This window comes from Microbulbifer aggregans (genome assembly GCF_020524005.1).
Classification (GTDB): domain Bacteria; phylum Pseudomonadota; class Gammaproteobacteria; order Pseudomonadales; family Cellvibrionaceae; genus Microbulbifer; species Microbulbifer aggregans_A.
In genome coordinates this window covers 535,840-550,713 of record NZ_JAIVKK010000003.1, presented here as the reverse complement: position 1 = coordinate 550,713, position 14,874 = coordinate 535,840, and the positions used below count along the sequence as shown (strand labels likewise).

The following is a 14,874-nucleotide window of genomic DNA, read 5'->3' as shown; positions in this document are numbered from 1 at the left end:
CTGGGGCGGGCAGACCGGTCGGACACCTGATTTGTACTAAATAGTCAGGATGAATAGGTAAGCCCCTCTGTCGAGATTATGCTTAGTCGCTATAGCTGGCAGCGGTTCAACTGCCTGCGCAATATCCGAGGGAATACCATGTTTGATAAATCAGTCACTCTCGCTTCTTACGATGCCGATCTGTGGGAAGCAATTCAGGACGAAGACCGCCGCCAGGAAGAACACATCGAGCTGATTGCCTCGGAGAACTACACCAGCCCTATGGTGATGGAAGCCCAGGGCACCAGCCTGACCAACAAGTACGCGGAAGGCTACCCGGGCAAGCGCTACTACGGCGGCTGTGAGTACGTCGACAAGGTAGAAGCCCTGGCGATCGAGCGCGCGAAAGAGCTGTTCGGCGCGGATTACGCCAACGTGCAGCCGCACTCCGGCTCCCAGGCCAACGCCGCGGTTTACCAGGCGCTGTGCGCGCCGGGCGACACCGTTCTGGGCATGAGCCTGGCCCACGGCGGCCACCTGACCCACGGTGCCAAGGTGAACTTCTCCGGCAAGATCTACAACGCGGTGCAGTACGGTCTGAACCCGGAAACCGGCGAGGTGGATTACGACGAAGTAGAGCGCCTGGCGCTGGAGCACAAGCCGAAGATGATCGTCGCCGGTTTCTCCGCCTACAGCCGTATCATGGACTGGGCCAAGTTCCGCGAGATCGCCGACAAAGTAGGCGCTTACCTGATGGTTGATATGGCGCACGTTGCCGGTCTGGTTGCCGCAGGCGTATACCCGTCTCCGGTGCCCCACGCGGACGTAGTGACCTCCACTACCCACAAAACCCTGCGTGGCCCGCGCGGCGGCATCATCATTGCCAAAGCCAATGAAGAGATCGAGAAGAAGCTGAACTCCGCGGTATTCCCCGGTGGTCAGGGCGGCCCGCTGATGCACGTGATCGCGGCCAAGGCGGTTTCCTTCAAGGAAGCCATGACCCCGGAATACAAGGCCTACCAGAAGAAAGTGGTAGAGAACGCCCGCGCCATGGCCGAGACCTTCCTCGACCGCGGTATCAACATCGTTTCCGGCGGTACCGACGACCACCTGATGCTGGTGGATCTGATCGGCAAGGAATACACCGGTAAAGATGCGGACGAAGCCCTGGGCAACGCCAACATCACCGTGAACAAGAATGCGGTTCCGAACGACCCGCGCTCCCCGTTCATCACCAGCGGCCTGCGCGTCGGCACCCCGGCCATCACTACCCGTGGTTTCGGCGTGGAAGAGACCAAGCTGCTGACCAACTGGATCTGCGACATTCTGGATGCGCTGGAGAAGGGCGATGCAGAAGCGACCATTGCCGACGTGAAAGGCAAGGTGCTGGAAATTTGCGCGAAGTTCCCGGTCTACAAAGGCTGATATCCCGGTCTTTCGCTTTCAGGAAACGGCCCCTTTTGGGGCCGTTTTTCTTTTTAGGCGCTGAATCTTGGGAAATTGGCGGTATTTTCGGGAAATGATTAGCTCTTTCTGGTTTAATACGCCCCCTTCAGGCCTGACAGAACCGAATTGATCTTCAGTTTTGTGTCGGGCTGCGGCGGTGCAGTTTTTGCACCGCACACAAATAGCATCAAGGATGTGCTGCTAATTGCCCTGGTTGCCCGGTTGGGTGCAGGCACTTTCGAGTCCAAGCGGTTTCAGGATTCGACGCTTCTGTGTAGTGGTAGGAATGCACTGCGGAAGCTGTGAACCAACCGCGCAGTATTACTGCGGAACGAGAGTAGAGCATGCGTCCAATATCCCATGTATTGGCCACCCTGTTGGCTGTAATCGGTCTGAGCCTGAACGCTCACGCGAAAGAGCTGCACTTCGCCAACTGGTCGGAGTCCATCGCGGAAGACACCATCGCCGACTTTGAAGCCACGACTGGCATCAAAGTGCACTATTTCGAATTCGACGATATCGAGGAGCTGGAAGAAATCTGGCTTAAAGAAGGTCGCCAGTTCGATGTGATCGTGCCGGGTTCTGACAATATCCCCAAGTACATTGCGGCTGGCCAGCTACAGAAGCTGAACCGCAATCGTATCGACAACTGGTTCCAGAACGACCCCAAGTTTATGGAGCGCCTGGCGCTGTTCGATCCGGCTAACGAGTACGCAATTCCTTATCTGTGGGGCACGGTAGGTATCGGCTATAACGTGCAGGCGGTGGAAAAGGCGTTTGGTGGTCTACTTCCGGAAGACAGCTGGGATTTACTGTTCGACCCTGAAAACCTCGGCAAGCTTGATCACTGTAATGCGACACTGATGCGTTCCCCTGAAGAGATTTTCGACGTTGCGCTCAAATATCTCGACAAAGACCCCAACTCCATGAGCATCGCCCACCAGTACATGGTGGCGAACCTGCTGTCCAAAGTGCGCCTGCACATCACCGACTTTGACTCCGGCGAATATGTGGAAGACCTGGCCAGCGGCAAACGCTGCATTGCACATGCCTGGAGCGGCGATGTGCTGGAGGCCCAGCAGCAGGCCAAGGATGCGGGCAAGCCATTTGATATCCGCTATGTCATGCCGAAGGAAGGCTTCCCCCTGTGGATCGATGTTGTTTCCATCCCCAGCAACGCCCAGAACGTTGATGCGGCCTACCAGTTCCTGAATTACCTGATGCAGCCGAGTGTGATTGCCACTATCAGCAATGAGACCCAGTACGCCAACGCCAATATGGCGGCTCAGGAGCTGGTGGATCCGGAGCTGCTGAGCAACCCGATCGTTTACCCGCGCCCGCAGGAACTGGAACGCACCTGGATCCCGGCCGCCACCACCAACCGCGTTTTGGCACTGCGGCATAAGCTGTGGCAGCGGATCATCGAGCGGGAAGAGATCTAGTTGGGTTTAAGCCTCAATTTTCCACTCTTGCCGTGTGCTCGTTAGTCATGAAGTGCAGGAGTTCAATGCGAAGCAAGGGTGCCGGGTAGGGCTTTTCAAAACCGTCGTCGCCATGGATGGCGGCGCCGGAGCGTACATGGATGTACTCGCAGCGATTTTGAAAAGCCCTACCCGGTGCCCTTGCGCCAGCGGGGACTGCTAGTGCTTTCGGGGGGCTCCGTGGCGGCGCCGCTACCGGGTATAGCCTTGCGAGACACGCCGTGCACCCATCCCTGGGGGCTCTTCCGCGACATCCCTGTCGCAGAAGGTCTCGCAAGGCTATACCCGGTATCAACGCCTTCGCCCGAATATTCGTAGTACTTGGGAAGGTGTGGGCAAATCAGGCCTAATTTGTCGCCATGTGGTAAACTCCCGCGCATTTTCTGATAGAGCCAACTCCCCATGCACTGTCCGTTCTGCAGCGCAGAAGAAACCAAAGTCGTAGATTCTCGTCTGGTTGCCAATGGCGACCAGGTGCGCCGTCGTCGCGAATGCCTGCAATGCCACGAGCGCTTCACGACCTTTGAGACCGCAGAGCTGGTACTGCCGCGGGTCGTCAAACAGAACGGCCAGCGTGAGCCCTTCAATGAAGACAAATTGCGCGCCGGTATCCAGCGCGCTGTAGAGAAACGCCCGGTCAGTACCGAGCGGGTGGAAGCCGCCGTCGCCCAGATCAAGCACGCCCTGCAGGCCACCGGTGAGCGAGAGCTTCCGGCCATGCATATTGGCGAGCTGGTCATGGAGCAGCTGCGCGAGCTGGATCAGGTTGCCTACGTGCGCTTTGCCTCCGTCTACCGCCGTTTTGAAGACCTCAGCGAATTCAGCGACGAGATTGAGCGCCTCACCACCCGCGGCAAATCCAGCACTGAATCCGGAGACGCGAAGTGACGCCAAGAGAATTGATGGCGCGCGCCATTCAGCTGGCAGAGCGCGGCCTGTACACCACCATGCCGAACCCCCGTGTCGGCTGTGTCATTGCCGATGCCGATGGCAAGATCCTCGGCGAGGGCTGGCACCAGCGCGCCGGTGAGGGCCACGCGGAAATCGAGGCCCTCAAAGCGGCTGGTGACAAGGCCAAGGGCAATATCGCCTATGTGACCCTGGAACCCTGTAGTCACAGCGGCAAGACCGGCCCCTGTGCCGATGCCCTGGTGGCTGCCGGTGTGGCCAAGGTGGTTTTTGGCATGGAAGACCCGAACCCCAGCGTCAGCGGTAATGGGTTACAAAAACTGCGCGATGCGGGTATTGAAGTGGAAGGGCCGTTGCTGGAAGAATCCTGCCGCGCGCTGAACCCCGGGTTTATCAAGCGCATGACTCTGGGGCTGCCACTGGTGCGCAGCAAGTCGGCGATGAGCATCGACGGCCGTACCGCCATGGCCAGTGGCGAATCCAAATGGGTCACCGGTCCTGCGGCCCGGGCCGACGTCCAGAACCTGCGCGCTCGCAGCTGTGCCGTCGTCACCGGTGTCGATACCGTGCGCTACGACAACCCGAACATGAATGTGCGCCCGGAAGAAATGGCGCTGCCGCCGGAGATTGCCGCCGCCGCTGCGGAGAAGCAGCCCCTGCGGGTTATCGTCGACAGCAAACTGCGCACGCCGGCCAAGGCCTTTATTTTGTATGGCACTGGCCCCACATTGGTGGTCACAACCGAAGCCGCTGACAGCGAGCGCCGTGCGCGTCTCGAGAAGACTGGCGCCGAGGTACTGGTGCTGCCCGCGGACAAAGACGGCCGCGTGCACCTGGGTGAGCTGCTGAAAGAGCTGGCGCGGCGGGAGTGTAATGAAGTGCTGATCGAGAGTGGCGCGACCCTCTCCGGTGCCTTTATGTACCAGGGCCATGTGGATGAAATCATCGTCTATGTGGCGCCAAAGATTCTGGGTTCCAGCGCACGGCCGCTGTTTGAACTGCCGATTGAGCGCATGGGCTCCATGCTGCCGATCACCATCACCGATATGCGCGCAGTCGGTCACGATTGGCGTATTACAGCAACAACAGATATTGAACGCTGAAGGTAGCCGATTTGTTTACCGGAATTATTGAAGCCGTCGGAGAAATCACCGCCCTGCAACCGAGTGGTGGTGATCTGCGTGTGCGGGTTAAGAGCGGCAAGCTGGATCTCTCCGATGTAAAACTCGGCGATAGTATCGCCACCAATGGCGTCTGCCTGACTGTGGTGGATTTGCCGGGTGACGGCTACTGGGCGGACGTTTCCGCAGAAACCCTGGCCGTTGCCAGTGTAGGTAGCTGGAAGCTGGGCGACAAGGTCAACCTGGAAAAAGCCCTCACGCCACAGACCCGTTTGGGCGGCCATATGGTGAGTGGCCATGTGGATGGTATTGGTGAAGTGGTCTGGCGCAAAACCACCGCCCGGGCAGAACAATTCCGCCTGCGTGCACCGGATGAGCTGGCCAAGTACATCGCCCACAAAGGGTCGATCACCGTGGACGGCACCAGTCTGACAGTGAATGCGGTAGATGGCGCTGAGTTCGAACTTACTATTGTGCCGCACACGATTGCGGAAACCGTGATCGGCGGATACCAGGCTGGCACCAGGGTGAACCTGGAAGTAGACCTGATCGCGCGCTACCTGGAGCGGCTACTCTTGGGAGATGCCGCCGCCAAGTCAAAAGATGATGGACTGACGCTGGAGTTTCTGGCGCAGCACGGCTTTTATAAGGCGTAAGAACCCACTCGCCTGTAGGAGCCTGCTTGCAGGCGAACAGGATCCAAGTGATTCGCCTGCAAGCAGGCTCCTACAGGCGGGAAGAATCGAAGAGGTTCGCCAGCAAGCTGGCTCCTACAGGGGAATACCCGGCGGGTATCAACATTCCCGCCAAATATGCATTGAGAGATTTATGGAACTGAATAGCGTTGAAGAACTGATCGACGACATCCGTCAGGGCAAAATGGTTATCCTGATGGACGACGAAGATCGCGAGAACGAAGGTGACCTCGTGATCGCCGCCGAGCAGGTGCGCCCGGAAGATATCAACTTCATGGCCACTCACGCCCGCGGTCTCATCTGTCTGACCCTGACCGCCGAGCGCTGCGAGCAGCTCGACCTGCCGCTGATGTCCCGCGACAACGGCGCGCAGTTCAGTACCAACTTCACCGTTTCCATTGAAGCCGCCGAAGGTGTTACCACGGGTATTTCTGCCGCCGACCGCGCACGTACCATTCGCGCGGCGGTTGCCCGCAATGCCAAGCCGTCGGATATCGTACAGCCTGGCCACATCTTCCCGATCAAGGCGCAAGCCGGCGGTGTATTGAGCCGCGCAGGCCACACCGAAGCGGGCTGCGACCTGTCGCGCCTGGCAGGCTTTGAGCCCGCCGCCGCTATTGTCGAGATCATGAATGAAGACGGCACCATGGCGCGCCGTCCGGACCTGGAAAAGTTTGCCCAGCTCCATAACCTCAAGATTGGCACCATCGCCGACCTGATCAACTACCGCGCGCTCAACGAGAAAACCGTCGAGTGTGTAAACGATCGCAAGGTGCACACCGAATTCGGTGAGTTCAAACTGCGCACTTACCTCGACAAAGCCCGCCGCGAGCGCCATTTCGCCTTCTGCCTCGGCGACTTCACGCCGGAAGAGCCGACGCTGGTGCGCGTACATGTTGCCAGTACCCTGCGCGATGTATTCAGCCTGCGCCGCGGCGATGAAAAGTTTGCGCCCTGGACCTTCCGCAGTGCCCTGAAAAAAGTGGCCGAGGAAGGCAAAGGTGTGGTGGTTGTGATTTGCCATAACGAAACCACCGATGAGATTGAAGACAGCATCGACTGGTTGATCAGCGGCAAGCAACAGCGCCCGAGCCAGGACCTGGTATACAAGCAGGTCGGTACCGGCTCACAGATCCTGCGGGACCTGAAAGTACGCAAAATGCGCCTGATGAGCGCGCCGTTCAAATTCAGCGCTATTTCCGGATTCGACCTGGAAGTAGAGGAATACCTGAACGCGGAAGAAATTTAGGGAAACACTGAAAAACTACTACGCGGGCGCCTGGCAGCGACCGGCGGTGCTCGGAATGCTCATGTACTACGTGTACATTCCGCTTCCTGCGCTCCGGCGGCCACCACCAGGCACCCGCTCGCAACGTTTTTTAGCATTTCCCATGAGGTTTTAAAAAAGGGTTTATCGAACCCGGAACTTGAATCGAAGGCAGGGTGCCGGGGCGTTGTTTTCAGAACTGTCGGAAACAGGGATGTTTCCGACAGAGCGTACAGGGATGTATTCACAGCGGTTCTGAAAACAACGTCCCGGTGCTCTGCCGCCACTGAAGTGGGACCGAAGCACAATATCGGCCCGAGGTGGAAAAGCACAAATGGAAAAAAGACCATGAGCAATATCAAAGTGATCGAAGGGGATTTCATTGGCAGCACTGGCAAATTTGCACTGCTGGTCAGCCGTTGGAACAGCTTTGTGGTAGAGAGCCTGAAAGACGGTGCGCTGGATACCCTGCGTCGCAAAGGCATCAAAGAAGAAGACATCACCATCTACTACGCTCCGGGCGCGTTTGAATTCCCGCTGGCTGCGCAGAAAATTGCCGAGACCAAAAAATTCGACGCAGTAATCGCACTTGGTGCGGTTATCCGCGGTGGCACCCCGCACTTTGAATACGTCGCTGGCGAATGCACCAAAGGCCTCGCTCAGGTATCGCTGAACACCGGCGTTCCTGTGACCTTCGGTGTACTGACCGTAGACTCCATTGAACAGGCCATCGAGCGCTCCGGTACCAAAGCTGGTAACAAAGGCTGTGAAGCCGCCGAAACCGCGCTGGAAATGGTGTCCCTGCTGGGCAAAATCTGATTTTGAGACTGAACTGAGATGACTGTAACCGCATCCGCCCGCCGCAAGGCCCGCCACTACGCCATGCAGGCGCTGTATCAATGGCAAATGGCTGGCTCCAGCCTCAACGCCATCGAGGCCGAGTTTCATGCCGACAACGACATGAGCAAAACCGACGTGGCTTATTTTCGCGAGCTGCTGCACGGCGTAGCGAAAAACCTCGATGACGTAGAAGAGACCTACAGCGTATTCCTCGATCGCAAAGTCGAAGAACTGGATCCGGTATCCCGGGCACTGCTGCGCATGTCCACCTACGAATTGAAAAACCGTGTCGACGTACCTTACAAAGTCGTCATCAACGAAGGCGTGGCACTGGCCAAGAAATTCGGCCCTACCGATGCCTTCAAATACATCAACGGTATTCTCGACAAAGTCGCTGCCAAAGAGCGCAGCGTCGAAGTAAAAGCCGACAAAGGCTGATACTGCAGTTATGGCCGGCCCCGGTGAATTCGAACTGATTCAGGAGTATTTCCTGTCCCAGTTTTCCGGATCTGATCCCGCGGCCGGTGTTGAACTGGGGATTGGCGATGACTGCGCACTGCTGATCCCGCCTCCCGGAAAAAGACTCGCCACCAGCGTCGATACGCTGGTGGCAGACGTGCACTTCCCCGCGAAAGCTGATCCCTACCGTATTGCCAGCCGTGCCCTGCGGGTAAACCTCAGTGATCTCGCGGCAATGAACGCGGAACCCCTGTGGTTCACCCTCGCACTGACACTGCCCGAGAGCGACGCAAGCTGGCTAGAAGGCTTTGCGCGTGGGCTCGCGGATACCGCGCGAAAGTTCGGCATAGTGCTGGTTGGCGGCGATACCACAAAAGGTCCGCTGTCGATCACCATTCAGGTGACCGGAGCGACCGCACAACCGCTGCTACGCAGTGGTGCGGGTGAGGGCGACCAGGTGTTTGTCAGCCACAGTCTGGGGGCTGCGGCGGCCGCGCTACCTCTGGTTCTTGGTGACCTGGAGGGGAGCGAAGGGCAGAAACAGCTGGCGGATGCCGCGTACTACTTTCCCGAGCCACAGTTTGAGTTGGTGGGACAATTGAGCGCTTATGCGAGCGCTGCACTGGATATATCCGATGGCCTGCTGGCTGACCTCGGGCATATTTGTACCGCTAGCCAGTTGGGTGCTGAACTGAACCTCGACAAGTTACCCATTGCCGCACTGGCTCAGACTGCAGGTGCAGAACGTGCTCTGCAACTGGCGACCAGTGGTGGTGACGATTACCAACTTTGTTTTACCGTGCCAGAGCAACACGTGAATGCCGTTACTGCACTGCAACTGCCGATTACCGCGATTGGTCGGTTGACCGCTGAGCTGGGTGTGCGTTGCAGCTATGGCGGCAATCGGTGGCAGCCGCAGCATGCCGGCTACCAGCATTTTTAAGCGGCAGGAAAAATACAATGAACACGCCGACCTTCTCCCAACTATTGCGCAGCCCGGTGCTGTTTCTCGCCTTCGGATTTGGTTCCGGACTGGCAAAAAAAGCCCCGGGGACGTTTGGCACGCTCGCCGCTGTCCCACTGTGGTGGGGCATGCAGTTTCTGTCTGCTCCGGCCTATATTGCGGTTGTGGTCGTGGCCGCGATCCTCGGTTGCTACCTGTGCGGTGAAGCCTCCCGCAAGCTCGGGGTGCATGATCACGGCGGCATTGTCTGGGACGAATTTGTCGGCTTCTGGATCACCATGTTCCTCGCACCGGCTGGCTGGTTGTGGGTGCTGTATGGTTTTGTGCTGTTTCGTATTTTCGATATTGCCAAACCCCAGCCCATTGGCTGGGCGGACCGCCGGGTGCACGGTGGTCTGGGAATCATGCTCGACGATATACTGGCGGGTATCTATGCCGGACTGGTGCTTCAGGGCACTGTGCTGGCGTTGCGTTTCATATAACGGAGCTCTGGCAGGATGCCGCTGAAAAATATGTACAGGTGGATCACAGCAGTGTTGGTGGCAGTACTGGGCAACGATGTCAGCGCACAGGATGTGCGGCTACAGGCGATTTTCGGCAGCAGTGCCATGTTCGAGATCGATGGTCGCCAGCGGTTGCTTAAATCCGGCGCGAGCTCTCCAGAAGGGATACAGCTGGTTTCAGTAACCAGCAAAGCTGCGTTGATTCGTATCGACGACCGTGAGCAACGGCTGACAATGGATGCGCCGGTTGCTGCAAGCTATGCCGAAGTCGACAGGGCCGAAGTACGCCTGACGCCGGACAGTCGTGGACACTACAGCACCACGGCCTGGATTAATGGCCGCAGGGTGACTGTGATGGTGGATACCGGTGCCACCAGTATCGCGTTTAATTACCCTACGGCCCGCAACCTGGGACTGGATCTGAGCCGTGCCCGGCCGCTAAATGTATCTACTGCCAGTGGTGTGGAAAAAGCCTATCAGGTGCAATTAGATAGCGTCACCATCGGTGGCATCAAAGTGCACAACGTCGAGGCGACAGTGCTGGGGAATGATTTCCCGGAAGTCACTTTGCTGGGTAACAGTTTTTTAAGCCGCGTGGATATGCAGCAGCAGGGTGGTTTGTTGTTGCTGCGCGCGCGCAATTGATGGATTGATGAGGTATCAGCTTGACCATTCGCTATGTGGAATCCTCCAAACTGCCGACTTCCTGGGGCATGTTTGCGATGCACGGTTTTGAAGAAGTGGAAACCGGCAAGGAACACGTTGTCCTGACTATGGGCGACCTGGATACCGATGAGCCGGTGTTGGCCCGTATCCACTCCGAGTGCCTGACCGGCGATGCACTTTTTTCCCTGCGCTGTGACTGCGGCGCGCAGCTGCAACATGCGTTACATCGTATTGCCTCCGAAGGCCGTGGTGCGATTTTCTATCTGCGCCAGGAAGGGCGCGGCATTGGCCTGCTAAACAAGATTCGTGCGTACAAGCTGCAGGATTGTGGTGCGGATACGGTAGAGGCGAATGAGCAGCTGGGCTTTGGTGCGGATATGCGCGATTACTCGATCCTGAAGCCCATGATCGAGCATCTGGGAATCAAGTCGATCCGCCTGATGACGAATAACCCGCGCAAGGTAAAAGCCCTGCAGGACCTGGGTATTGAAGTCACCGAACGCCTGCCACACCAGTCCGGCCGCAACCCGCACAATGTGAATTACCTTTCCACCAAAAAAGGCAAATTGGGTCATCTCTTTGAAGACGACGAAAACACGGAAAAATAACGAGTATTTTCGCTGTAAGTCCTCGATAACTACCCCATAAAAAAATAGGCCCCGATGCACAGTCCTGCTTCGGGGCCTATTTGTTTTTGGGGGAAGTTAAGGTCGGTTTTATTTTGTGGCCTTAGCTTACTGCGCTCCTTATTTCGCGTTTCGAACTTCGATAAATACCGAGGTTGTTCTTCCGGGCAGAGTAAAGGTTTGAGTTTTCCCGTCATAACCGACGTGTTTCATTTCCGGATCGGCCGAACTGCGTTGCAGTGGGTGGAGCTTCAGGTGGGCACCGGCCAGGGTCTCGCTGGAGAAAGTGACGCTTTGCTTGTCGCCATTAAACAGCACCACGATACGCTCATAGCGCGGGTCGATCTCGCCGTCGGTATCTTTCAGCTGCATTGCGATCAAACCTGGTACCTGCTCGGCGCCGGTATTCAGGAAACTCAGGTGCTTCTGGATTTCTTCCTTGGTATTTAAACGGAACAGAGGTGAGCTGTTTCGAATGGCAAGTTGTTCGCGAAAGATGGCACTGGTTTTCAAACGGTGCGCTTTTTGTGGCGCCAGGCTGGGGTTGGCGAGAAGCGGTTGCATCATCCACCAGTTGTCCTCGTTCTTATCCGCAATCGGCAGGCCCTTGCCCCAGTTGCCGGACTCGAGCGTAAAGTCGAGCGCATTGAACCAGTCACCGGAGTTGTAGCTGTCGCGATCCATGGACTTCGAGCGCAGGAAATCCTGGCCGGCATGGATGAACGGGATCCCCTGGGCAAAAAGTACCAGGGAGTTGCTGAAAGCCTGGATGCGCGCGCGGTCCTCGATACTGGCAGTGCTGCTGGCCTTGATCTGGATGCCGTCGAACAGGGTTTCGTTGTCGTGTGCGGCGATATAGTTGATGGATTCCTGTGGGTCTTCCGTGTAGCCGGTCGGTTGGCCGTTATAAATAAGCTGCTCGCCGGTTATCTCGTTGCCGTAGGAATCGGTAAATGTGTACGCCTTCAGGTTGCCTGCGAGGGACACGCGCACCTTGTCTGCGAGGGTGAGCAGGGTCTGGCGTTCGTCCCCCCAGAATTTACCGTTGCTGTCGGTGAAAAGCCCGGTACCGAATCCCTGTTCCTCAAAACCGCCAAACGGGTTGCCGCCGCGCACGCTGTCCCGCAACCGGTCGTTGAAGCTACCAATACCCGTTCCGGCCAAATTACCCTGGCGTGCCTGGACAAAGCGCGCATCATTGGCCACTTCTCCAAAATTCCATCCTTCGCCATACAGATAGACTTGTGAGCCTTCAACACCGTCTGTGTGCTGCGTGAGGGCATCGAGCATTGTGCGGGTATTCAGCAGGTTATCCAGGCTGTGGTGGCCCATCAGGTCGAAGCGGAAACCATCGACCTTGTAGTCCTTCGCCCATACGGCCATGGAATCCAGCATCAACTTTTCCATCATACGATGTTCACTGGCGGTATTGGCGCAGCAACTACTCATCTCAACGCCGCCCTCGCTATTGCGGCGGTGGTAATAGCCGGGAACGATTTTATCCAGTACCGAGTTCTGGTATTGCCCAAAAGAGCTGGTGTGGTTGTAGACCACGTCCATAACCACGCGCAGTCCTGAACGGGACAGGCCCTGTACCATCTCGCGGAACTCACGGATGCGGGCAGTCCCATCCGGGGCGGTGGCGTAGCTGCCCTCGGGCACGGTGAAGTGCAATGGGTCATAGCCCCAGTTGAAGCCATCGGCATCGCGGATGGCATTCACTTCGGCCTGTTGTTCGCTGCTGTCCGCGGCGAAATGCGAGAGGTCCGGGGTATCCTGCTGCTGGTCACGGTGTTCATTTACGGTGGCGAAGTCGAAGGCCGGCAGAAGGTGCACATGGGTCAGACCCGCCTGGGAAAGTTTGCGCAGGTGTCGCATGCCGTGGCTGGCCTGGTGGCTGAATGCCTTGAAGGTGCCGCGCTCTGTTTCCGGCACGGAATTGTCGGCGATCGAGAAGTCACGTACGTGCAGTTCGTAAACCGAGATATCTTCCGGGTTTTTCAGTGCAGGTTTGTGCAGATGATTCCAGCCACGGGGTTTCAGGTCCCGGTCATTCAGGTTGATGACCTGGCTTTTGCCACTGTTGGTGGACAGGCCGAGGGAGTAGGGATCGGTTACCAGATTGGATTCCACGGCATCACTGAAATAGGAAAAGACTTCGACCTCGTACAGGTAGAAGCCGCGGTCCCAGGTTTTGTCGGTAGTAGCGTGCCAGGTGCCTCCATCGCGCTGCATGGCGATGACCTGGTCGGCTGTTGTTGCCTGTGGATCGGTAAACAGGTGCAGTTTTACAGTGCGGGCAGTGGGAGCCCAGAGACTGAAATCGATGGCGTCATCGCCGACTCGTGCGCCGAGCGGCCCGTCAAAGGCGAACTGTTGATCGAGCATGCCCGCGAGCTGGATACCGGTAGCATCCTTCAATTTGTCGTCACTGTCGTATAGCGCCAGGGCAAGTTGGCCGGTAGCCAGTACCGTCGGGTTTATTTCGTTCTCGGGGGTGAGCGCCGTTAGTGCGGCGAGGTGCGGGAATTTTTGCTGTATGTCACCAGGAAGGGACCCGGAAATGCCTAGCGGGTACTCGGCGTCGATTCCGGCTATGCCATCCGGGGTTATGCTGAGATTGCCATCGGCGCTGTACAGGAGTTTTACCTTGTCCCCTTCACTGGTGGCTACTGGCCACGCGAAATGCCCGGTGTCCAACCAGTGCGCTTTTTCCTGGGTCAGGTCACCACGGGGAATACCATTGGTGCTGATCGTTACCTGCTTGCTGGCGCTGTCGAAAGCAAAATAAATTTCGTCGCCGCTTTCTTTTACGGTAAACGCAATGTTGCCGCCATTATTGCCGTAACTCTCGTCCCACCCTTCATGGAGAGCGACTTTGAATTCGTAATTGCCAGCCTCGATACCCGTGGTCAGAAAGGTGTAGATACCATCGCCATCTGTGTCCTGCATCCAGCTGCGTAAGCAGCTTGGCTGCCAGTCACCGGGGCAGCCCAGCTGCCACTGAAAGTTGCCGGCAACCGTGGCGATGGTGCTGTTGACGTTATCCGTTATCCAGTGGGTCTCGTGATCATAGATAAATTTTACCGGGCGGCTTTCGTCCAGCTGTAACGGGATATTGGCACCATTGCGATAGCCATTCAGGCCGTAGTTTTCATCCCAGCCACCATTAAGTGCCGTTTTGTACTCCCAGCTGCCTGCGGGTACCAGAAATTCGCCTTGCCATTTGTCATCCGCGGCGTCGTATTGCAGCTGGGTGTTGGCGCACTCCGGTTGCCAGATACCTGTGCAGCCGAGTTCTTGCTGTAGGTTACCGGGAATATTCACCTGGGTTGGATTCGGTGTGTCAGCGGCGGTGGCACTGTGCCCGTGGATGAGTGTAAGTGAGACGAGACTGACACTTAGGGCCAAGCGGGCGGCGGATGTTGTTTGCATCGCGGTTCTCTCTGGGTGGTTATTGTTATTGAGTGGTGGAGGGGCATCGCTTCCCCTTGTCTATTGAACGGAAGTCATATGGAAACGTCCTCCTCCCCTGGTGAGGTTGAAGGAAAAATGCGCCAGCAGTAGGGAGAGGAGTGTCATGAATGCTTCACAAAAGCGTCACTTCAGAGAAACGAAATAACGCCATTCTGTACTCGAGCAAGACGCTGATCCCGGGAGTTGCCAGGGAAGCGCAAGTACAGTCACTCAGGGAGTGGCGGGGTCAGGGAGTCCGTCTATACTCAAACAGTCTGAACGTTGTTGGTCGAGAAAGGTGATGTACCGACAGCGATCCGATATAGAGGCCGGCTTTAAGCCGGCTTTTCTTTTTATGTGCCGGATTAGGAAATGACGTCCGTGTCATTTCCCAATCCGACGCGATCGAAAACGCTGACGCAGAGGCGTGGCTCTGCTGGGTTTTCGATCGCTCGCGCCGGC

Annotated in this window: 13 protein-coding genes and 1 other RNA gene; 13 read left to right on the top strand and 1 reads right to left on the bottom strand. The window is 57.2% G+C overall.

Translation table 11 applies throughout. From position 1 onward, the window contains the following. Positions 1-138: 138 nt before the first annotated feature. From glyA to ribA, 13 genes are all read left to right on the top strand, one after another. Positions 139-1,404, top strand: a complete 1,266-nt coding sequence (gene glyA, locus LC093_RS07205; RefSeq protein WP_226663639.1) for a serine hydroxymethyltransferase — start codon at positions 139-141, stop codon at positions 1,402-1,404. A gap of 365 nt (positions 1,405-1,769) precedes the next feature. Beyond that, positions 1,770-2,867 (top strand): extracellular solute-binding protein, encoded by a 1,098-nt coding sequence (locus LC093_RS07200; protein ID WP_226663637.1) that lies wholly within the window; start codon positions 1,770-1,772, stop codon positions 2,865-2,867. A 441-nt stretch (positions 2,868-3,308) separates the two neighbouring features. After that, on the top strand, positions 3,309-3,794 hold the full coding sequence (gene nrdR, locus LC093_RS07195; protein ID WP_226663635.1) for a transcriptional regulator NrdR: 486 nt from the start codon (positions 3,309-3,311) through the stop codon (positions 3,792-3,794). Between the two features lie 14 nt (positions 3,795-3,808). Next, positions 3,809-4,918 carry a bifunctional diaminohydroxyphosphoribosylaminopyrimidine deaminase/5-amino-6-(5-phosphoribosylamino)uracil reductase RibD gene (gene ribD, locus LC093_RS07190; RefSeq protein WP_226663834.1) on the top strand — a complete coding sequence of 370 codons (1,110 nt, stop codon included), beginning with the start codon at positions 3,809-3,811 and terminating at the stop codon, positions 4,916-4,918. 11 nt (positions 4,919-4,929) lie between these two features. Further along, positions 4,930-5,592, top strand: a complete 663-nt coding sequence (locus tag LC093_RS07185; RefSeq protein WP_226663634.1) for a riboflavin synthase — start codon at positions 4,930-4,932, stop codon at positions 5,590-5,592. A 172-nt stretch (positions 5,593-5,764) separates the two neighbouring features. After that, on the top strand, positions 5,765-6,880 hold the full coding sequence (gene ribBA, locus LC093_RS07180) for a bifunctional 3,4-dihydroxy-2-butanone-4-phosphate synthase/GTP cyclohydrolase II (protein WP_226663631.1): 1,116 nt from the start codon (positions 5,765-5,767) through the stop codon (positions 6,878-6,880). A gap of 61 nt (positions 6,881-6,941) precedes the next feature. Next, positions 6,942-7,016, top strand: a non-coding RNA gene (locus LC093_RS07175) — sX9 sRNA. A gap of 230 nt (positions 7,017-7,246) precedes the next feature. Then, the gene (ribE, locus tag LC093_RS07170; RefSeq protein WP_226663629.1) at positions 7,247-7,717 is read left to right on the top strand and encodes a 6,7-dimethyl-8-ribityllumazine synthase; all 471 of its coding nucleotides are present in this window, start codon (positions 7,247-7,249) and stop codon (positions 7,715-7,717) included. Positions 7,718-7,735: 18 nt separating this feature from the next. Next, a complete protein-coding gene (gene nusB / locus LC093_RS07165) occupies positions 7,736-8,176 on the top strand; it encodes a transcription antitermination factor NusB (RefSeq protein WP_226663627.1) in 441 nt (146 codons plus the stop codon). Between the two features lie 10 nt (positions 8,177-8,186). After that, positions 8,187-9,140, top strand: a complete 954-nt coding sequence (thiL, locus tag LC093_RS07160; RefSeq protein WP_226663625.1) for a thiamine-phosphate kinase — start codon at positions 8,187-8,189, stop codon at positions 9,138-9,140. Between the two features lie 17 nt (positions 9,141-9,157). After that, positions 9,158-9,643 (top strand): phosphatidylglycerophosphatase A, encoded by a 486-nt coding sequence (locus tag LC093_RS07155; protein ID WP_226663623.1) that lies wholly within the window; start codon positions 9,158-9,160, stop codon positions 9,641-9,643. 51 nt (positions 9,644-9,694) lie between these two features. Next, positions 9,695-10,309 carry a TIGR02281 family clan AA aspartic protease gene (locus LC093_RS07150; protein ID WP_226663622.1) on the top strand — a complete coding sequence of 205 codons (615 nt, stop codon included), beginning with the start codon at positions 9,695-9,697 and terminating at the stop codon, positions 10,307-10,309. 20 nt (positions 10,310-10,329) lie between these two features. After that, the gene (gene ribA, locus LC093_RS07145) at positions 10,330-10,938 is read left to right on the top strand and encodes a GTP cyclohydrolase II (protein WP_226663621.1); all 609 of its coding nucleotides are present in this window, start codon (positions 10,330-10,332) and stop codon (positions 10,936-10,938) included. Positions 10,939-11,076: 138 nt separating this feature from the next. Here the strand turns inward: ribA and pulA are convergent, their stop codons facing one another. Next, entirely contained in the window at positions 11,077-14,391 is a 3,315-nt protein-coding gene (gene pulA, locus LC093_RS07140; RefSeq protein WP_226663620.1) for a pullulanase-type alpha-1,6-glucosidase, read from the bottom strand. Positions 14,392-14,874: the final 483 nt, after the last annotated feature.